The sequence below is a fragment of the Methylocaldum gracile genome (genome assembly GCF_053646815.1).
Genome location: NZ_CM132196.1, coordinates 4,465,513 through 4,485,383 on the forward strand (window position 1 = coordinate 4,465,513; position 19,871 = coordinate 4,485,383).

The following is a 19,871-nucleotide window of genomic DNA, read 5'->3' on the forward strand; positions in this document are numbered from 1 at the left end:
CCCATTGATGGGTTTCGCTGCGCTCTACCCATCCTACGCAAGGCTCTCCAGCTACGGGCATTTCTTGGCGTCCTGACCCTTGCAGGGATTCGACACCATGAACCCCTTGGTCTTGAAGCGTTCACAACATACGTTTTTAAGGGCGGATGCACTGTATGAGACTTGGACTTTGGTGCCGCCCTCTACAGAGTGATAGTTGATCTTTCTGATCGTGTCCTGCTTGGCTACATGCACACAAGCCAGCGAGCCTAAACTCAGGCTGCCTTCGTGAATGGCCTGGTTGCCGGTCTTTGGCCCCTCGACAAAGAACACCGCGAAATTCATTGTCGCTTTCGAAGTGTCTTTGAAGTACTTGCCGGCGCGCTTATGGCCGGTGATTTGTTCCGCCTTCGGAACCGACGTGTGGTGATATCCACAGCCCTCGATGCGCGTGACGGTGTGCGCTCCACTATCGGTAAGTCCTTGGGACGCCTTCCCTCCGACGATTCCCACCTTGATATCAGCTAGGCTGACGGGGCTGGAAAAGTACTTAGCCGTAAGTTCGCCGGTTGGTACCAAGTCTCCGTCCGCGTCCGTCGTTGTTCCGGTGAAATCAATGCTTATCTTTTGTATCCAGGGCTTTTTGTTCGTGTCGGTTTTCATCGTGAATGAATCCTCGACGTCCGCCCCATGGTCGCAAGCGCCGAAGTTGGCGCTAGTCTTTGGCCGATAAGGCATGATGGCCAGTTGTGGCTTGTTGTGAGCAACACTGCTCCAATCTGGATCTGATTGCTGAACGACATGGGTCAATTCATGGGCAATCAAGCGTCGTCCTTCGCGCGTCTCCGGTATGAACCGACCCGTACCGAACACTATGTTCTGACCAACTGTGTAGGCATGGGCGTTCACCTCCAGCGCCGATTGCTCGGCGGCTCCGCCCAAATGCACTCTTACTCGTGAAAAGTCGTGGCCGAAGCGTTGCTCCATGTCCTGCCGTAACGCGGGCTCCAGTGGCCTGCCGGGACTCGCGAGGACTTGATCGACGCTGGCAGGCGCAACCTCCATTTGCCCCGAAGGTCTCCCGGTAAAACGCTGGATACGCAGGGGCGTAGCAGCAGCCGCAGGGTGTACCGGCATCGCCATCACCCGATCGGCGATCCGGTCCGCTTCCAGCTCTAATGGGTCGTTACTCGCACCTACCGAGAGCTTGCGCTGCAACGCGCGTGATTGGCACTCGTCGCACATTTCCCCCAGTGGAGATTTCGAGGAGCCGCAGGCGCATTTGCGCTGGAGCAGTCCGTCGGCGACGGACACGGCCGAAGCTTTGGGCTTGGCGGGTGCGGTTTGAAGGGCTGCGGCGGCGCTCATCGCCCGGTCTCCCGCGCAATACCCCGAGCTAACTGCGCCCCCACTGTCACCGGTTTCGCCTCCGGTTCGATGCGAACTCCGCCTATCTTGAGCCGCGGTAAATTTCCTCGGGCCACGAAATGCGCCGCGGCATTCGGTTCGGCGAGGAGAAGACGGTTCAATTCCTCGCGCAAGCCCTCGGCAATGGCGTGTCGGTCCTCGTGCCGAAATCCTTTCAGCACCAGCCGATCGATATGCACTACGACACGCTTCATACCCACCCCCGCGTTTCCACGTCCGTCAGGGGCCGCTCGCGCTTGGCGGCTTCGTCGTAGGCGGCGCGCAACAGGTGCGGCATGCGTACCGGTTCCGCGGCTTCGGCGGCGAAAAAGGCAGCGTTGAGGGCGATGTTCCGGATGTTGCCGCCGGCGACGTGGAGCCGGGCGAGCTTGGCGGGGTCGAGCCCCTCGGTCGGGGTGGCGGCGGGAAAGATGCCGCGCCAGATGGCTTCGCGCTCCGCGGCGTCCGGGAAGGGAAACTGGACGACGAAGCGCAGCCGGCGCTGGAAGGCCGTGTCCAGGGCCGCCTTCTGGTTGGTGGTCAGGATGGCGAGGCCGCGATAGGCCTCCATGCGCTGGAGGAGATAACTCACCTCGATATTGGCGTAACGGTCGTGGCTGTCCTTGACCTCGCTGCGCTTGCCGAACAGCGCGTCGGCCTCGTCGAACAGGAGGATGGCGCCGCTGTCCTCGGCGGCGTCGAATACCCGCCTGAGATTCTTCTCGGTTTCGCCGATGTACTTGCTGACCACCGAGGACAGGTCGATGCGGTACAGGTCCAGGTGCAGCTCGTTGGCCAGCACTTCGGCGGCCATGGTCTTGCCGGTGCCGCTCTCGCCGGCGAACAGGGCCGAGATGCCTAGCCCGCGCGCGCCCTTGCCGGAAAAGCCCCAGTCCTCGTAGACCTTGAGCCGGTGCCTCACATGGGCGGCCATCTGGCGCAGCGTGGCTTTTTGCGGCTCGGGCAGTATCAGATCGTCCCAGGTGGCGGCGGAGTCCAGCCGCTGTGCCAAATCATCGAGCCGGGTTCGGCCCAGGGTCCGGCAGGCTCGCCAGAGTTCTGCGTCGGGATGGGAGCTCGCGGCCAAGGTCGCGCGCAAGGCCGCGCCGGTGTTCGAAATCGTCTCGGCGCCCAATCGGAACTGGCCGGCAACCCCCTCCAGCGCGCCGTTGAGCCGGGAGGCGGCTGTCCCCAGCGCCGCCTCCCACAGCCGTTTCTGCTCCCTGGCGTCGGGTTTGTTGACAAGGAACCGCAGGTTCGCCCGGTGCACGGCCAAGGGTTCGGGGGCGGAGAGGAACACCAGGCTGCCGAGCCGTTCAGCCAGCCGAACCGCCGTCCCTTGGGCCGTTTCTTCCCGGCCGCAGTCGATCAGCAGCGCGGCTTCCAGCAACACCGCCTCCCGCTGCCACAACACGGCCAGCGAATCCAGTTCGTGGACGGCGGCGGGAATGTCTCCGGCCCGCAGCACGCAAAGCTGCAAGCCCATCGTCGAGGCGACCCGAGCCGCCACGTCCTGCCGTCCCGAGGCGTCATCCCCTGCCAGTTGCACAATCGGCCAGGATTCGCGTCCTTCGAAGGCTTCCAGCACCGCTTCGGCGGCCTTGAGTTGAGATTCAGCCATCGTCCGGGCAGGCGGACGCGGCTGCAACAGCGGTTGCAGCCGAACATCGAGATAATTCACCCCGGCGAGATAGTGCAGGACCCGCTCGTCCATCTTCAGGCGGGCGGCGCTGAGTCCGGCGTTCTCGTCCACCTCGATCAGCCGCCAGCGGCGCAGCGGGCGGGCCGGCGTGAGCGCGCTCCAATGGGCGTCTTCCAGGACGGCGAGCGCCAGGCCGAAAGTGACATGCGTCCTGGAAGGCTGACCCTGGGCAGCCGCGCAACGGGCGGCCAGTTCGCTGTCCATCTCCGCCCCGGCGCAGAGGAGGATCAGGTCGCGCTCGAAGGAACTGAGCCCGAACCTCTCGGCCAGATTGTCGATGGCGGCGGGCGCGGGCATCGCGGCCCTTGCATTATCCAAAGCGGCCGGATCATCGCTCCCGTGCCCGTCGAGCCGCGCCTTCAGGCGGGCGAATTCCGCCGTCAGCAGGCGCTGGTTACCGGCGGTCCAGTCGTGTTCGAACTCCCGGGCGTTCATGTGATGGTAATCCGGCGATCGAGGAACACCGGCGGTTTGACCGCGCGGTCGATGATCGGGCTGTCTATCCCGTCGATCCGGAGCCGTGCCAAATGGGAACCGACCGGTGCATCCTCGATCACGAAATTGAGTGCGGTAACCGGCGGAACGTAAGCCACCGGAGCGAACTCCTGCTGGCCCAGCACCAGAACGGCCCGCTGTCCGGCGCGCAAGGCGGGATGGAAATTCAGCGTGAAACTGGCGGTTCCGTTGCCGTCGCGGACCACGTTCATGGGCAAGCCGGTGATGTCGGGAGCCAGCGTAAGGGCGAGCCGGTTGGTCTCGCGCGGCTCGGTCTCGCCGGGGCGGACCACCCGCGCGCCGACACGCCAGACCCCGACCGGAAAGCTGGCCGCCTGCGCCGCGGGGATGGAAAACCGAATCAGCGCGGCGCCCCCCGTTCCCATGGCAGCGATGCTCTGCTCCACCTCGAAACGATCGTTGCTGAGCAACACCGTGCGCCCGGTGCCGTCGAGATGGTGGCCTTCGAGATCGATGGTCTCGCCCAGCCGCGCCACGGGCTGACCGTCGGACGGCTTGACCGCTTCCAGCATCGGCAGCGGCGGCACCAGGCCGGGTTCCACCACCACGCCGCGGTCGCGTTGGGTGACCGGATCGATCGGGCCGCGGGAGAGTACCGGGAGGGGCGAACGGACGGGCTGGTCCGCCTCGATCAGCACCACGCTCGCCAGATAGGCGGCGGTGGGCCGGTAGTGGCTCTGGATCGCGGTCCAGAGCTTGGACATTTCCTCGGTATTGAGGTACGCGGGGGTGATCTTGATCTGTTCGATCTGGTCCGCGAGGCCCGACTCGGCCAACGCGCGCTGCAGCGGTGTGCCGGGCGGCGGCGAGGGAGTCAGGGCGTTACGGATAGCCTGGCGGGCGAGCACCGGGGTTTCGTGCAGGAATTGCATGGCGTAGCCAAGCAAGATCTCGGCGTGCAAGTCGCCGCTGCTGTAGGCCGAAATGAGATAGTGCAGGTCGAGGGCGAGCGGCGGGTTGGAGAGGCGATGCCGACCCGAGGGGTCGCGCGAGGGCAGGCCCTCGTTGCGCCAGCCGGTGTTGGGCGTGACCTGGTGCAGGAACAGGTTGAGCTGGGAGGCTTCGCTGCCGTTGGGCGGCACCACCCGGTCGGGCGGGCCGACGCTCACCGACACCGAACTGCCGATGACGCCGGCCACGTTCTGATTGATCAGGCCGTCGTTGAGCAGGTCGCGCAACACGGCGGTGACTCCGGCGATGGCGAGCGCGCTGCTCATGGGCGCTCTCCCCGCCGCCGCGCCAGGTATTCTTCCAGGGTCATCGGCTTGGCCGACGGCGGCGTCCGGCGCTTGGACGGAGGCGCTTCGTGCACCGCGGTGACCTCGATCCGGCCTATGGTCACGTGCACCTCGGTGGATTCCCCGGCCCGGCTTGCCGAGGCGGCGCCCCGTGAGGAATCCGGCGGCCGATTCCCCGCATTCCATGCCGGCGAATGCATGGCCCGTTGCGGAGGAAGAAGCGGCTCGACCATGTGTGCCAGGCCATGGACATTGACTCGTCCTTCGCGATCGGCGGAATCGCCCTCGATCATCCTGCGGGACCCGCGAGGCATGAGGTCTGCCACAGATTCAGCAGACGATTCTTCAAGGCTTTCTGCACCCATAAAGCCCGCTTGTCCCGTCTCGGCTGTGAACGGCGGCGGCCCGATGCTCGCTCTCGGTGCTTCCGGAACGACCGCCGCATGGTCGGTAACGCGTGCTTCGAAAGCGGGCTTGTCCGGTACGTTCTCCGGAACATCGAGCCGCCGCACCGGGTCCTCTACGGTCCACTGGCGGGCAGACCGGCTGTCGCCGGGAACCGAGTTCGGCAGAACGGCTTCCGGCAACTCCGGTTCGATCAGGGTGGGCGGCGGCGCATAGGGCAGCCGCGCGGCGGAATGGACGCTTTGCGTAAGGCCCATGGCCCGTCCGACGAGACGCTGCACGAATCCGCTCATGATGCGTCCACCATTTCGAGATAGATCGCGCGCCGCTCGGGCGAGAGCGCCAGAATCTCGGGTTCGGTCCAACCGTAGGCGCGGGCGAGACGATGAACTTCGGTCAGCAGCGCGCGGGCACGGGCCTCGATTTCCTCCCAGAGCAGCGCGCCGATGTCGAGGCCCGCCACCCACCGGTGTCCGCAAGCGTCGCAGGCCAGCTCCAGGGCGATGTCGGCCATCGGGTCCAGCGCTTCCAATCCAGCCTCGACAGTGGCCCGCAGATCCGCGTCTTCGGTCCAGGCCGTATTCCCGCCGTCGACCCGGCAGCGGTCGAGAAACTTCCGGCTCGCCGTCTCCACGTCGTGTTCCCCCGCCACCGCTGCAAGATCGCGGCTCGAAGGCGCGCGAAAACGGAAACCGGCGACCTCCAGCTCGGAACGCCCGTCGCCCTGCCCCGTGCCGGCGAGCAATTGCCGGCTATCGAGCGCGAACTCCAGCCGTTCGCCGCAGCGCTCGCAGTCCAGGTACGCCTCGATGCGGGGCCCGAAGCTGGCCTCGCGTAGGCCCAGCAACGCGGCGTTGATCACACCCAAGGGGAGATCGGGGAGGCGGGAGGACGGAAGGTCCGGACGGGCGAAACCGCCCAGCAACAGCGCCCGATCGATCGGGTGCCGCGTCCGGCCGCGCTCCCACAGCGCCAAGAGTTCCGCTTCGCTCGGAGCCCGCATGAGCTTCAATCCGGTTCGGTGAAGCTAGTCTCGGCGGGCTCGGTCACGTCGTAATCGCGCTCCCAGCCCTCGTTCTCGAGCTTGATGGTCTGGATCGCCACGGCGTTGGCATTGGCGTCGAGATCGGGCAGCGCCTGGTACTCGGACACCCAGCAGCGGAACACCTTGTAGGCCAGCGCGAGTTGCCCGGCCTCGTTGTAGACCTCGATGATGATGTCCTTGCGGAAATCCTTCAGCGAGACCTCGGCGCCCAGGCCGGAGCCGAAGTTCCACACCTTGTTCGCCCATTTCTCGAATTCGGTATCGTGGGTGACGCCCCGTTCGAGCGTGATGGCCTCGAACTTGGTGCGACCGGGAGACTTGCGCGAGGTGGAAGGGTCGCCGCCTTCGCGGTGTTCGACCATCTCGGTGGAGCGCTTGAGAGCGCCCACCTTGGAGATGCCGGCGACGTAGCGGCCGTCCCATTTCACGCGGAATTTGAAGTTCTTGTACGGATCGAAACGCTGAGCGTTCACGGAAAACTGCGCCATCTTGAATTCTCCCCGGTTAAGCCTGAATCTGTCCGGCCAACTGCTGGATGCGGATCACCACGAATTCGGCGGGCTTGAGCGGAGCGAAGCCCACCAGGATGTTCACGATGCCCAAATTGATATCGTTCTGCGTGGTGGTTTCGCGGTCGCACTTGACCAGATACGCTTCCCTGGGACTCTGGCCCTGGAAAGCACCCTGGCGGAACAGGTTCTGCATGAACGCGCCCACGTTGAGCCGGATCTGCGCCCAGAGGGGCTCATCGTTGGGCTCGAACACCACCCACTGGGTGCCGCGGTAAAGACTTTCCTCGAGGAAGAGCGCCATACGCCGCACCGGCAGGTATTTCCATTCCGAAGCGAGCAGATCGGCCCCGACCAGGGTGCGGGCACCCCACACGACCTTGCCGGCGACCGGAAAGCTGCGCAGGCAGTTGAGGCCCAGGGGATTCAAGCGCCCGTTCTCGCCGTCGGTGAGGGTGTAGGTGAACTCCTGGACGCCGGAGAACGACGCTTCCAGGCCGGCCGGCGCTTTCCACACGCCGCGCTGGGCGTCGGTCCGCGCCATGATCCCGGCCACTGCGCCGCACGGGGCGAAGCTGCCTAGGCGATTCTCGTTGAGGGGGTCCGGCATTCGGAGCCGCGGGAAATACATGACCGCGTTGCGGGCGTCGTCGTTGCCGATGGTTCCGCGGACCCCGTTCACCCCGGTCTCGGCCGTGGCGACCGCCGTGCTCGGATTCGCGGTCCAGGCCGCGGGCGGGTCGACGATCAGCATCGCCCGGCGGTCCTGGCAGTAACTTGCCGCGGCGGCCCAGGTCGCGTTGTCGACATCCGGCCACGACGCACCGGTGCCGGCCGGCGGCGTATCCCGCTCCGTTCCCAGAGGCGGAATGCAGAGCAGGTTGAACAGGTCGACCGGCTCCAGGGCATGGATCCCGGTGCGTTGATTCGGATCGCCGGTGATTTGCCCGTCGACCAGCGGGTCTCCGTCGTCGGTGGCGTTGCCCACCGCCGCTTGCGTGGCGTCGGTGGGGCTTTCGCCGTCCGGCGCGGAAGTACGCACCCTCACGAAACTCGATTCCTGGGCGAGAACGGTATCGACGAAGCGCGGATCCGTGACCTTGCCCGACACATTGCGGAAACGCTCGGAGGCGATCACCCGTGTGCCGCCGGGGCGGTCGAGCTGCTCGACGGTCAGGTTGAACAGGGCCGTGTCGCCCGGATCGCGGGTTTCGTGATCCACCGTAGCGCGCAGGGCGCCGCCCCAGGTGCCTGGGCTGGAGGCTTCCAACACCAGGTTGCCGCTTGCCGTGACCAGGGTGATGGTCGCGGTGCTGGCCGCCACGTCGCCGTTGAAGACCCGCACGATGATCGCATCGCTCCCGCCGTGCTGGAAGAAATGACTGACCGCGTAACTCATAGGGCTGGCCTGCCACAGCCCGCCGAAGAGGCGGGTGTACTCGGCGAAGCTCTGGATGCGAACGGCTTGGTTCACGGGGCCTTGCAACGCCCTTCCGATGAAGGCGGTAATGGAGGTGGCCACGCCCGTGATGGTTCGAACGCCGCTGGGCACTTCTTCGATATAGACACCGGGATAGGTAAGAGCAACGGGCATGGCGATCTCTCCGTATCGACTGGTTGGTTAAGAACGGGGACCTGCATCCCCGGCCGTCATATCAAGGCGTGGCATCCCGCGCGACGAGGATCTCGACGCTGGCGGGCTTGTCGGAGCTGCTATTGGTGAATTTCATTTGGCGTGGCGCCACGCCGAACAAGGCGACGCCGCCACCGGAGAAGATTTGGGGACTGTCCAGTGTCAGAGAGGAGGAATCGGTGGTCCCGTCACTGACCTTGAAGCTCAGATGCGTACCGTAAGCGGAAGACTTGATCACCAGAAGGTGAATGGCGCTGCTTCCCCCCGGTTGCAGGTCGATGACCTTATCGCTGTCGCCCGGCTGGATCGAAACCTCGATCCGGTCGGTTGCCTCGATCTCCTGAGGCGGGCGGGAAAGAGTCACCGCCGCGCTGCCACTGACCTGTATCGTGAGCGACCAACTCAGAGTTGCCATGAGCTTTCTCCTTTTTTATTTGAGCGTCATGAGCCTTTCCCGAGCGGTAATACGCCTCTTGAGGACCCTTTGTCAAGGCCGAGAGACATCCGTCGATATCTTGAGACGGAATACGAGATTTACGCAGTCGTAACCATCACGGCAGCCGGACATGGCGTACCGGGTGACGGGAGAACAGGCGGGCCATCAAAGCGCCAAAGCCTGACCGACTTTCCATGCCCCCGTCTTCCAAGCCTCTCGATCGGCTATCGTTCCAGAATGAGCTCGGCTAGCTTCGTACCCAGCACTCTCGATCGAATCTTTCCGAACGCCGTATCGCGGCCGGTCGATGTGTCGTCCTCGAACGGCGAAAAGCCGCAATCATCGGTCGTTCCCAGTTGATCGAGCGAAAGGTATTCTGCGGCCTTCAACACGCGATCGCGCACCGCCTCCGGCGTCTCGACCTCCGGATTGAGCACGTCGATCACGCCGACGAAAATCCTCTGCCCCGGCCGCACATGCCGCCGAAGCGCGGCGAGCGCGCGGTCGGACTGTTTTTCGCTGGCCAGCTGAACGTAAAAATTGTCGGCCTTGAGCTCGAGCAAACTCGGCAAGAGTTCGGCATAGTCCACGTCCGCACTGTGGGTCGAGTCGCGGTCGCCGCCGGGGCAGGTATGGACGCCGATGCGCCGCCGCTCCTCGGGAGTGAAATGATCGAGCACGCGGTTGTTCAAAGCGATGAATTCCCGAAGCAACCGCTTCGAGGGATCGAGCTTGACCGCGAGCCGACCCTCCGTGAAATCGATCTGCACGCGATGGGCTCCCGCCTCGAGACAACCCCGGATATCCCGGGCGGCTTCCCGGACGAGGTCGTCGAGGAAAGCTTCCCGAGGATAACCCTCGATCCCGTCGGGCGGATAGATCAGACTGAGCGCCGAAGCCGAAATGACGGCCTGCTTCACGGGCAATGAGGTCAGGCGTTGGGCAGCCCGGAGGTATTGGTCGGCGTACGTCGCGTAGCGAAACGGCCCCGCCGTCAACCGCGGCAACTGGCGCGTATGGCCATCGGCAAACGTAATGACCGCGCCGTCCGGGGCGATGTTGGGAAGGCCCTGTAGCGGATAAGTGGCAAAGCTCGGCTTGGTTTGCTCGCCATCCGTAACGACTGGCGACCCGGTATCTTCGAAGCGGCGGAGGGTATCGCGCAGAGCCTCCTCGGACACCGTCGCCAGCCGCTCCGAGGAAGCCCGGCCGGCACGAAATTCCCGCAATAACGCTAAAAGCTCCGGAGGACGGGGGATGCTGCCGATCGGTTCAGTTGGAATCGTCATGGTATTCTCCGCAAGGTAACGAGATGGAGGGGTTCACTTTCGGCCGCAAAATATCCGTATCGGGGTTCATGCCGAGCGGCCGTTCTGTCGGATGCTCCCGGACACGGCGCCATAGGTGGCGACAAGAAAAGGCACCGCATACGTCAAAATCGCCTGCGTCAAATTCCAGGGCGACGCGCCCAGGAGAGCCTCGGGTTGGTTGATAAGATTCAAGAGCGTGCCGACGACCAGGGTAACCCGCAGCGAGCGAGGATAAACTCCGCCCGTCAGCGCCAACCGGTGACAGGCCATCACTTTCGTCCTGTAACGGAATAACATGTCAACCCAAAAAGCCTTGTTTGCTCGCATTCCTGAAGCTCATCAATATCTATATTTAATTAAAATTCATTAATATAAAACCAATCTTGGATGGAAACCTTATAACTCGGCTCCATCCGATGCGTCAACAGAATCTTCCGTAAACGTCAAATATAGAGATGTAATGGTTATGCGCCTCCCTCCGCGCGACCAGCGCGACATGCTGAAGATCGGCGAGTTAGCCGAAGACCTGGGAACCACGCCCAGAACTATCCGTCTGTACGAAGAACTGGGCCTGATCGCGCCCGAACGGACCCGTGGCGGGACCCGGCTTTACCGCAAGAAAGACGTCAAACGCATGGCGATCGTCCTCCGGCTTGCCCGCTTGGGGATGGAATTGAGCGATGTGCAGCGGCTCGCTTGCGTTCGCGAGCAATGCGGCTCCGGGGCGGAAGCCGTATCGAAGGTATTGCCGCTCCTGGATGAACTGCGGGGATGGATTGATTCGACCCGGAGCGAGCTGGAATTGGTGGAACGCGATCTTGAACGGGCTGAGATGCTGATTCGCCAATGCAGCCGATGCCCGAATCGGCCCAATCGCCTGGATTGCCCGCAATGTCCCGTCGACCGGGATGTCGATTTGACGGATCTCGCCCGTCTTATTTGGGATCCGACCAGTCCCTGATCCGGAAGGCCTATCCGGCTATGCCGCAGGACCGGCATTGCCCAAGCGGGCGATGCGTTCAATGTCACCGGCCCATCACGGGCTACCCGGATATCGCCGTCGGAAAATTCGAGCAGCAGGCCGCGAGGCCGTAACCCATCGCGCGACCTCGGATCGGTGGGTTACGCGGAGCCTGTCGCGAGCGGAGCCGAGGGGCTATCCCACCATCGATGGGTTTCGCTTCGCTCTACCCATCCTACGATGAATGTCCATTCGAATGTCGAATGGAGTTAGCCGCCACCACGATTCAACGCGGCGACTCGTGCAGAGACGGCCTGGCTTACGGAACCGCGGCTTCCGAGATCGCGGCGTCGGCCGAAGCGGCGGCGGCCAGCGGCAGATACACCACGAACTCGCTGCCCCGTCCCGATCCCTCGCTGTGGACCTCGACCCGGCCGCCGTGCAGCTCGACCAGGCGGCGTACCAGGGCCAGCCCGATTCCCAGCCCCCCTTGAGACCGGTCGAGGGTACGGTCGACCTGGGTGAAAAGATCGAACACGTGGGGCAACATCCCGGCCGAAATACCGACGCCAGTGTCGCGGACGCGGACGACGGCCTCGTTGCCCATGTGCGCCGCCGTGAGATGAATGTGTCCGCCGGCAGGCGTGTACTTGGTGGCATTGTTGAGCAGATTGGCGAAAATCTGGGCAATCCGCACCGGGTCCGCATCGAGAAGCAAGGGTTCCGGCGGGAGGGAAACGCTCAGATCGTGGTCGTTTGCCTGGATGAGCGGCTGATTGGTTTCAACGGCATGACCGATGACAACCGCCAGATCGACTCGTTCCTTCTTGAGCTCGATCTTGCCGCGGGTGATGCGGGACACTTCCAGGAGATCGTCCACCAGCCGGACCAAATGGTTCACCTGGCGCTCCATCATCGTGAGCATGGCACGAGTGCGTTCGTTGGCCACAGCTTCGGCGTCGGATCTTTGCAGCACGTACAGGGCATTGCGGATCGGGGCCAGCGGATTTCTCAGCTCGTGCGCCAGCATCGCCAGGAACTCGTCCTTCTGGCGGTCGGCAGCGCGCAAGGCTTCCTCCATGTGGTGGCGCTCGGTCATGTCGGTTACCAGCGCCACCAGGTGCGCCGGCACATCCGCCGATTCGCGCAGCAGCGAAACGAACTTGCGCACCCAGACCGTTTGGCCGTCCTTGCGCAGGTAGCGGTTTTCCATTTCGAAGTAAGGAAGTTCCTCTTCCCGCAGGCGGCGGAGCGCGGAAAAATTGGCGGCACAGTCGTCGGGATGCACCAGGTCGGGCAAAACCAGGTGGCCGAGTTCCTCCTGGGTATAGCCGAGCAGAGTGCAAAATGCGGGATTGCACTTCAGAACATGTCCCTCTTCGTCGGTGATGGCGATGCCGGTCCCCGCATGCTCGAAGATGGCGCGGAAGCGCTGCTCGCTGGCGCGGAGGGCCTCGTCGGCGCGCTTGCGCTCGGTGATGTCGTTGAAAAGAATCGCCACTTTTCGTTCCTCCGGCGCGCCGATCCGAAAGGCGTAAACATCGTAATAACGGTGGAGCTGCGCCGCGCGGTTCTCGAAACGCATCGGCTCGCCCGTCAAGGCGATCCGGCCGTAAATCTCGAACCAGTGTTCCTCGTGCAGAGGGGCGATTTCCCGCATCCGTCTGCCGGCCGCGTTGGGAATTCCCGTCTGGCGTTCAAATGCCGGATTGACGGTCAGGAACCGGTAATCCACGGGTTTTTCGTTTTCATCGAACAACACTTCGATGGTACAAAACCCCTGGTCTATGGACTCGAACAGGGCTCGGTATTTCTCTTCCGACTCGCGCACCGCGTTCTCGGCCACCTTGCGGTCGGTGATGTCCTCGGTAAAAAGGATTATCCCGCCGATGGCGCCATCCGCCCCGCGCCACGGCCGCACCTCCCAACGCTGCCATTGGACGGTTCCATTGGTTCGGACGAAGTGGTCTTCGTCGGCGGTAACGACTTCGCCGGCCAGTGCGCGGCGATGGGCGTTTCTCCAGCGCTCGGGAATCTCGGGGAAGACGTCGTAATGGGAACGGCCCCGCACCTCGCCTTCGAGACTGTAATCGTCCAGCCAACGGCGGCTGACGGCGAGATAACGCATTTCACGGTCGAACATGGCTACCGCCGCGGGCGCATATTCGATAAACAGCCGTAGCCGCTCCTCGTTCTCGCGTGCCTCCGCCGTACGTTCGAGCACGCGGGCTTCGAGCTCGCCGTAGGCGCGCTCTAAACTGAACAGCGCCTGCCGGTGTTGCCGGGTAAGGGCGGCGACCACGAGCGCCGAGAAGGCGACGATGACCAAGAACATCTGTACCAGCCACTGCCGCTCATCGGGAGCGAAGTCGGGATTTGCGAACAGCCCGAGCCCGCCCGCCGTGTAGCGCACCGCCATGACCGTCAGGATGGCCATGGTCAGCGCCATTCCGAAAATTTCGAAGCGCAGCGTGGCCCACAGCAGGGGCAGCATGATGATGTAGCCGTACGGAAATCGGCCGGTGAAGACGAGGTGGACAATAGCGACGAACACGGCGATCATCGTCCCGGCTTCAACCCAGCGAGCGACTTGGATGTCCCGCCATTTCCATCGAGCCTGAAAGACCTCCAGGACCAGGGGAGCCACGATCAGGACGCCCACGCCGTCGCCGACCCACCAGAGCGGCCAAACCCAGGTGAACGCCTGCCACCCGAGCGCGGCCAAGATCGCGGCACCCAACGTCGCGCTGAGGACGGGGCTCAACAACGCGCCGAAGAGGATCAGCACCAGCACCTCCCGCAACCCGCGCAACTGAAACGGCGCGCCGCACCAGCCGCGCACCAGGCTTGCGCCGACCAGTGCTTCGAGCGTATTGCCCAAATAGATGGAAAGAGCGGCGGAAAGCGGAATGTGGAACAGCCACAGGTCGCCGGCCGCTTCGGCGGGCAATCCGGCCAATATCCACCAAGGCCAATGGCGTTTCTCGCTCAACAACAGCACCGCAAGATAGAGACCGCTCGGCGGCCACAAGGTTACGCCCGATCCGGGCAGCAGCGTCAGCCAATGGCCGAGCCAGGAACCCAGCAGGTAGGCGGCGGGGAATAAGGCAAGGTGAAGGAATTTTGGGCGGGGCGACTCGAACACGGCTTTACCAGGGTCGTAATTACGGGGCAGGCAGGCAGATGGACCGATCGATTTCGGCGGAGTGGAAGACCGATCTTCCCCGCGTCACGCCCTGGATATCCAGGCGTTTGCCAGGCTCAACGGGCGCACCGGCAGGAGTTGTAGTCTCATCCTAATGTACAGAAAGGGTATTCCGTTTGAATCAACGCATTTTCGCATTTGGTTCGAAGCGAAGGAAGGGTCAACGGCTCGCGGTAACGGAACCGACAGGCGAGTGCACGGCCACCCGGCCGGGCAAAGACGTCTTTGGAGGTCGCGGATCGAAGCCTCAAACGCGCCATGGGAGTGCGGCCTCTTTATGGCGTTTCGATTGTTTCGGTTGAGCCGACAAATTACCGGCTGGACGGGGCCGTTTCCTCTTGGCCCAGTCCGCCTAAAAATCCTTGACTCGAAAATTCGGCTTTTGGATCATCGACGAGCTACCGTCCCCAATCTGTTCATACCATTGCGTTTTTCATGCCCGTCAGGGCGGCAAATGCGCGATTGCTGCAATCGGAGGACACGAAGATGCCGCAAGATCCGTCATTGGTCCCGCGCCCCTCGGAGCAGCACGCCGCCTGGCAAAGAGCGCTGCACGGCGGCGATCTTTCGCGATTGGAACAGCTTGCTCTCAACGACGATCCGGCCGCCGCGCTGTTCGAGCTCGAAACCTACGTCAACGGGATCTACCGGGCCAGTCAGCATCCGCTATCCAACCGTCCGCTGCCCGATATCCGCTCCGAAGTGCGTCTGGTACTGCCTTACATCGAGGAGATCCGGACCCGGCTCGGATGGCGCATTCGGGAGTTCGATCTCGGGCTGCTGCGCCTGATTCGCCGATCGAGCGCGCTGTCGCCGGTGTTGGGAGCCGGAGTCTCGATGGGCGCCGGTGCGCCGTCCTGGTCGGATCTGGTGCTCTTGATGCTGGAGGAAACGCTCGACAAGGGCCTGGAATTCCATGAATCCGTGCCCGCCGCCGACAATCCTCCTCAAGCTCCGATCGAATTCCTTCCCGACGGCACCGTGCGCACCGGCGGGAGCGGCACCTGGCGCTTTGAGCAACGGGTCAGCGAAGTGAGGCGCTTTACGCCGGAGCAGGAGCAAATCGCACGAAAGATCTTCGCCGAGGTGAAGGCCAAAGGCCCTTCCACCGATGTCGAGACCCTAATGCAGGGGGCGCAAGTGTGTTACGACCTTTGCGGTCAACATCTGTTTCGCCTGCTCACCAGGATTCTCTATACGCGCGCGAAAGAGCCCGGCGAGACCCACCGGGCCATCGCCGAACTGGCGCATGCGCAGGAGGTGCCGGTGCGCGGTCCCGGCCTGTTTCCGGGCTGGGGCTCGATCATTACCTACAACTTCGATGTCCTCATGTCCGAAGCGCTCGCCGAACAGAAGATCCCGCATGCGGCCTGGGCCATGAAAGGCGATGAGCTTCGAGGCGACCCCGACGAACTGGCCCGCAACAGCCGGTGGCACCAACCGGTCTTTCATCTGCACGGCTACACGCCCAGACGCATTTTTTTGATAACGGACGTCCGCTTTGTCTTTTCGACGTCCCAGTACCTGACGGTGTACAAAGGTCCGCGATCCAGGATTCTGGAGACGGTTTATCGGGGATTTCTGGCCAATCCGGTACATATCGCGCTCTATATCGGTTGTTCGTTCACCGATGACGCGATGAACGACCTGCTTCGGGAAGTCATCGCGGAATACCCGGGCCGCTACCACTACGCGCTCCTGAAGTGGCCGCACGACAGACAGGGGAAGGAACCGGCCCCGGACGAGATCGAGGCGGAATCGGCCAAATACCTCGAATTCGGCGTGCGTCCGGTATGGTTCGACGATTTCAAGGAATTGCCGGGTTTGATCCGGCACTTGCAGTGATGATGGCTTCGGTAACGAGCGTACATGCCGGTGCCGTGTGCGCCCTTGCTGAATGATCATGCGCGCTCGTTGCCGGCGATCAACACACCCAATCGCAGGCGTTTCGGCGCGCATGAAAGCGTGCGGGCATTTCCGATCTTCGCATTCGTGGTCTTCGTCAGGAGGCCGCTTCGCGTTTTTTCCAAGATCATCAATCGCTCAGCTTCGGGCGGGTCGCGCCGACATCAGCCGTTTTCGGAAACAGTGCGCTGCTCGATAAGAGCGCGATCAGCGTCACCGGCAGCTAACTCTCGGCGGGAAATGCGGGTAATAATAAGCCGTCCCGGTCAAGGCCAAAGGTCGTCTTGGTCCATCGACCGGTCGAACCCGACGGAATTGCGTAGAAAGCGATGAATAACGTTACTTCATTGATTCGATTGATCAACAACGGGCTCTCGACCCAAGTGATGCTTAACGACGGCGGCATGATCTCCGGGTTTTGGCCGCACGACATCATCGCGCGGGGAAATGTAGAGGCTGGGGTTGTCGTGGTAAGGGGGATGGTTTGCGTTGACTGTCAGCCGCCGCAGGACCGCGTCATTCCGCTATGCGACATCGGCGGCGTGTTCAGCGAGCGGCCACGACAAACCTTCATGGCTGACCCGGCGTTTTTCCTGCGCAACCCGGTACCGAGGGGATGGACGACGATTCACACCTTGCTTCCGAGTACCGTCGCCGCGCGCTGAGAAGAACCGGATCAGGCCGGCATCTCCCGAACAATCCAGTGGTTTATGTTGAGCTCTCTCTTAGCAGGGAGGGGAGCGACAATGCGCACGGGCACATTAAAGGCAAGATTATGGCTTCGTTAGTAAAACATATCGCTTCGATTGAACTGGCGCCCGCCAAAACTATGGGACTCAACGACCTGGGCGTTCCCATCGACGAGACGACGCAGGTGAAAAAGGGAAAATTGCAGGAGTTCCTGCAAACCCTCGACACCGACGCCGTTGCCCGTCGTTACCAGAATGTCCGTGTCACCGCGGTCAAGACGACCGAAGCGGGCCGCCTGTTTTCCAAGTTATTCATCCAGTTCGAAGTGTTCGGTGACGATTGGAGCAGCCGTGGCGACAACACCGGGGTCGAATACGTGCTCTACCGAGGGGACAAGGTTTTGCACCACATCCATCAGGGGAGGATCTTCCTACCGTATTGCCGCAGCTGGTATGAAAACCAGTACGAGCACACCATTCCCAACGAGGTATTCGACGAAGTCACGCGCATCGAATTTGTCGCCAATGCCGATGAAATGCAGCCTGGCTGACAGGAAAGACGAAGCCCGCGCGCTTGCGGCGGCAGAGAAGCAGGCTCACGCCAACATAACGCGGGCGCCGGGCTCCCTGCCCTGTGCTTAAGGTGCGTCCGAAAACAATGTTCCGATTCGTATATCTGGTGTAGGGTGGGTTAGGCGCGCACTCCCACGAAGCATTCGGCAGTCACGGAACTCTTCGCGCGCCGTAACCCACCGGTTGCGCGGCCTTGGTCGGTGGGCTACGGCGCGCGGAAACACCAAAGGAACTTTGCAGGTGTCGTGCGATACGCGCCTAATTCCATTCGGCATTCGAGTGAACATTACGTAGGGTGGGTTAGCGGAGCGTAACCCACCGATTCGAGGTCGCTCGGTGGGTTACGGCCGCGCGGCCTAACCCACCCTACTACGAAATCGTTTTCGGATAGAACAGAATGTTATCGGCGACCAAGTCCGTAACGATCAACTGCCGTTTCCGGTGTCACCGGAGGCGGTTTACTTTTTCCTCGCGATAGCTTCAGCCAATTGATCCGCCGCGGCGGTGATTGCGGCGGCGCGCCGGTGCATTAGAGCCAGCATCTCGTTCAGCAAGACTTGAGGATCGTCCTCTACCACGCTTTCGCCCACCAGCCAGCAGGCCAGTGCCGGTTCGTCCCGGCCCAAGGCCCGAGCAGTGTCCCGCTGCCAATCGCTGCCGAACAGAAACCGCGCCGCATTGCGAAAAAGGTCCCGTTCGGACGCATCGGGATCGAATACGCGCGTGGCGGAATCGCCCGTCGACGGGTTTGGCGCATCCGCACGTGCGTCGAGTGGCGGCTCCTTTTGAGCGGGCGGAGCAGGCTCTCTGAACTCCTCGTGAGTGGCCTCGGCCAGGCGCGAGATTTCAGGCAACACCGAACGTATCAGCTCGGCGCCGGCCAGGGGCACCTTCCAGTGGCGTTTCTCGGGAACCCATTGCACCTTCGGAACCCAGCGCAGCATCCGGTGCAGCGTGTCGCTATAGCCCGCCTTGATGATGATGCCATCATCGGTAACTTGTACCCACGGGTTCGGCGGTAAGGGGTTGGCCGCCAGGGCGGCGCGCGCTTGGTTTTCGTCAGTCATAAATTCGGTACGGAGACTTGGCCTCGACAATCAAGTGAAGCGAATAAGGTAACGCAGCCTGTCAACCTGGAAACGGCAGTTCAACCTGCTCGAGTGTGCGGCTGGCCAGGTTCTTTTGTTCGAACAAACCCGCCACAAGTGTGGAGAATTGTCGACTAAATTACAAGGTTATTTGTGTGGAAATTCGCTGCGTTGCAGTATTCCGCAGCCATCGGCGAGGCCGGAGCGGCGATAAAATTCGTTCATTCGCCCGCTCGTAGTGCCTTATTTTTCCGTCCCGCAACGGCAAACTCGACTGACCGCTCCCGCCCTAATCACACCGAAAACATCTGCCTCACGCACTCAGACCACGGTTTGGCGCGACAACTGCTTAGTTATTCAAAAAGGCCCGAATCGTCCCGTTTGCCGGAATGTGCTTCGTCCATACGGTGTCGATGTGACGGCCTTCGCAAGGGTATCGATGAGGATTGACAGATTGCGGGGTGTGCGATGATCGAGATTTCTGCGGCCGACGGCCACGTATTTTCCGCTTATCGGACCGAGCCGCCGGACGCGCCCAAGGGTGCGGTGGTGGTGCTTCACGAGGTGTTTGGCGTCAACCGGCACATTCGGACGGTGACCGACGCATTCGCGGCGAAGGGTTATATGGCCATCGCGCCAAGCCTCTTCGATCGGGTAAAAAAAGATGTCGAGTTGAGCTATGACGACGCCGGTGTTGCCGAGGGTCTGGATCTCGCGCGGCAGGTAGGACTGACGAACGCCATCGCCGACATTCAGGCGGCGGTCGATGCCGTCGCCAGTGCCGGCAAGGTGGCTATCGTCGGCTACGATTGGGGCGGCTACCTGGCTTACCACGCGGCCAACATGGTGAAGGGGCTGGCTTGCGCCAGCATCTATTACGCCTGCGGGGTGACCCAGGATTTGTACGGAAAGCGGAAGATTCAGACGCAGCTGCATTTCGGGTCTCTCGATCCGTATATCCCTTTCGAGCTGGTCGTTCAATTCCGTTCCGCCAGACCGGACGTCAGCGTTTACGATTATCCGGCGGGACATAGCTTCAACTGTGAAGAGCGCGATACTTACGACGCTTCGGCGGCCCAGAAGGCATTCGAGCGTACCTTGACGCTGATTTCCCACAACTTGGAAGGCCCGCCTCCCGTCACCCTGAAGAACGCGGGAAGCTACGCCTCGGCGAAAGTCGAGAAGAAGAAAAAGCAGGCTTCGGACGACCTCGGACCGCCGCTGTAACGGGAAAGGTACGAAATCCCGAGCAGTTTCGGCGTCTTGAGTT

General features: G+C 62.4%; 18 protein-coding genes. 5 read left to right on the forward strand and 13 right to left on the reverse strand.

Annotated elements, in window-relative coordinates; genetic code table 11:
* Positions 1–51 precede the first annotated feature (51 nt).
* The 11 genes from ACWJJK_RS19800 to nrtS all read right to left on the reverse strand — a co-directional run bounded on the left by ACWJJK_RS19800 (position 52) and on the right by nrtS (position 10,450).
* A complete protein-coding gene (locus tag ACWJJK_RS19800) occupies positions 52–1,347 on the reverse strand; it encodes an eCIS core domain-containing protein (RefSeq protein WP_454128410.1) in 1,296 nt (431 codons plus the stop codon).
* A complete protein-coding gene (locus ACWJJK_RS19805) occupies positions 1,344–1,601 on the reverse strand; it encodes a hypothetical protein (protein ID WP_133718781.1) in 258 nt (85 codons plus the stop codon). Before ACWJJK_RS19805 ends, ACWJJK_RS19800 begins: the two co-directional genes overlap by 4 nt.
* A complete protein-coding gene (locus tag ACWJJK_RS19810; protein WP_156880496.1) occupies positions 1,598–3,523 on the reverse strand; it encodes an AAA family ATPase in 1,926 nt (641 codons plus the stop codon). The genes ACWJJK_RS19805 and ACWJJK_RS19810 overlap by 4 nt, the downstream gene beginning before the upstream one ends.
* The gene (locus ACWJJK_RS19815) at positions 3,520–4,821 is read right to left on the reverse strand and encodes a DUF4255 domain-containing protein (protein WP_156880498.1); all 1,302 of its coding nucleotides are present in this window, start codon (positions 4,819–4,821) and stop codon (positions 3,520–3,522) included. The genes ACWJJK_RS19810 and ACWJJK_RS19815 overlap by 4 nt, the downstream gene beginning before the upstream one ends.
* Positions 4,818–5,540: a hypothetical protein gene (locus tag ACWJJK_RS19820; RefSeq protein ID WP_156880500.1), complete on the reverse strand. Its 723-nt coding sequence runs from the start codon at positions 5,538–5,540 to the stop codon at positions 4,818–4,820. Before ACWJJK_RS19820 ends, ACWJJK_RS19815 begins: the two co-directional genes overlap by 4 nt.
* On the reverse strand, positions 5,537–6,250 hold the full coding sequence (locus tag ACWJJK_RS19825; protein WP_156880502.1) for a hypothetical protein: 714 nt from the start codon (positions 6,248–6,250) through the stop codon (positions 5,537–5,539). Before ACWJJK_RS19825 ends, ACWJJK_RS19820 begins: the two co-directional genes overlap by 4 nt.
* Before the next feature lie 5 nt (positions 6,251–6,255).
* Positions 6,256–6,780, reverse strand: coding sequence for a phage tail protein (locus ACWJJK_RS19830; protein WP_077729977.1), 525 nt, complete (start codon positions 6,778–6,780; stop codon positions 6,256–6,258).
* A gap of 16 nt (positions 6,781–6,796) precedes the next feature.
* A complete protein-coding gene (locus ACWJJK_RS19835) occupies positions 6,797–8,395 on the reverse strand; it encodes a phage tail sheath C-terminal domain-containing protein (protein ID WP_156880504.1) in 1,599 nt (532 codons plus the stop codon).
* A gap of 61 nt (positions 8,396–8,456) precedes the next feature.
* Positions 8,457–8,849 carry a hypothetical protein gene (locus ACWJJK_RS19840; protein ID WP_077729975.1) on the reverse strand — a complete coding sequence of 131 codons (393 nt, stop codon included), beginning with the start codon at positions 8,847–8,849 and terminating at the stop codon, positions 8,457–8,459.
* A 245-nt stretch (positions 8,850–9,094) separates the two neighbouring features.
* Positions 9,095–10,159, reverse strand: coding sequence for a cobalamin-independent methionine synthase II family protein (locus tag ACWJJK_RS19845; protein ID WP_156880506.1), 1,065 nt, complete (start codon positions 10,157–10,159; stop codon positions 9,095–9,097).
* 66 nt (positions 10,160–10,225) lie between these two features.
* Positions 10,226–10,450, reverse strand: a complete 225-nt coding sequence (nrtS, locus tag ACWJJK_RS19850; RefSeq protein ID WP_205780742.1) for a nitrate/nitrite transporter NrtS — start codon at positions 10,448–10,450, stop codon at positions 10,226–10,228.
* A gap of 196 nt (positions 10,451–10,646) precedes the next feature.
* Here nrtS and ACWJJK_RS19855 point away from each other — a divergent pair, with 196 nt between their 5' ends.
* Complete coding sequence (locus ACWJJK_RS19855; RefSeq protein ID WP_168175393.1) at positions 10,647–11,141, forward strand: MerR family transcriptional regulator; 495 nt, start codon at positions 10,647–10,649, stop codon at positions 11,139–11,141.
* A 319-nt stretch (positions 11,142–11,460) separates the two neighbouring features.
* Here ACWJJK_RS19855 and ACWJJK_RS19860 read toward each other — a convergent pair whose 3' ends face one another.
* Positions 11,461–14,286, reverse strand: a complete 2,826-nt coding sequence (locus tag ACWJJK_RS19860) for a PAS domain S-box protein (RefSeq protein WP_156880508.1) — start codon at positions 14,284–14,286, stop codon at positions 11,461–11,463.
* A gap of 546 nt (positions 14,287–14,832) precedes the next feature.
* Between ACWJJK_RS19860 and ACWJJK_RS19865 the strand changes: the two genes are divergently transcribed.
* The 3 genes from ACWJJK_RS19865 to ACWJJK_RS19875 all read left to right on the forward strand — a co-directional run bounded on the left by ACWJJK_RS19865 (position 14,833) and on the right by ACWJJK_RS19875 (position 17,491).
* A complete protein-coding gene (locus ACWJJK_RS19865) occupies positions 14,833–16,191 on the forward strand; it encodes an SIR2 family NAD-dependent protein deacylase (protein ID WP_454128411.1) in 1,359 nt (452 codons plus the stop codon).
* A 389-nt stretch (positions 16,192–16,580) separates the two neighbouring features.
* Entirely contained in the window at positions 16,581–16,916 is a 336-nt protein-coding gene (locus ACWJJK_RS19870) for a hypothetical protein (protein ID WP_156880512.1), read from the forward strand.
* Complete coding sequence (locus ACWJJK_RS19875; protein WP_156880514.1) at positions 16,868–17,491, forward strand: hypothetical protein; 624 nt, start codon at positions 16,868–16,870, stop codon at positions 17,489–17,491. The genes ACWJJK_RS19870 and ACWJJK_RS19875 overlap by 49 nt, the downstream gene beginning before the upstream one ends.
* A gap of 480 nt (positions 17,492–17,971) precedes the next feature.
* Here the strand turns inward: ACWJJK_RS19875 and ACWJJK_RS19880 are convergent, their stop codons facing one another.
* Entirely contained in the window at positions 17,972–18,580 is a 609-nt protein-coding gene (locus ACWJJK_RS19880) for a hypothetical protein (protein ID WP_156880516.1), read from the reverse strand.
* A gap of 489 nt (positions 18,581–19,069) precedes the next feature.
* Between ACWJJK_RS19880 and ACWJJK_RS19885 the strand changes: the two genes are divergently transcribed.
* Positions 19,070–19,828: a dienelactone hydrolase family protein gene (locus tag ACWJJK_RS19885; RefSeq protein WP_156880518.1), complete on the forward strand. Its 759-nt coding sequence runs from the start codon at positions 19,070–19,072 to the stop codon at positions 19,826–19,828.
* Positions 19,829–19,871: the final 43 nt, after the last annotated feature.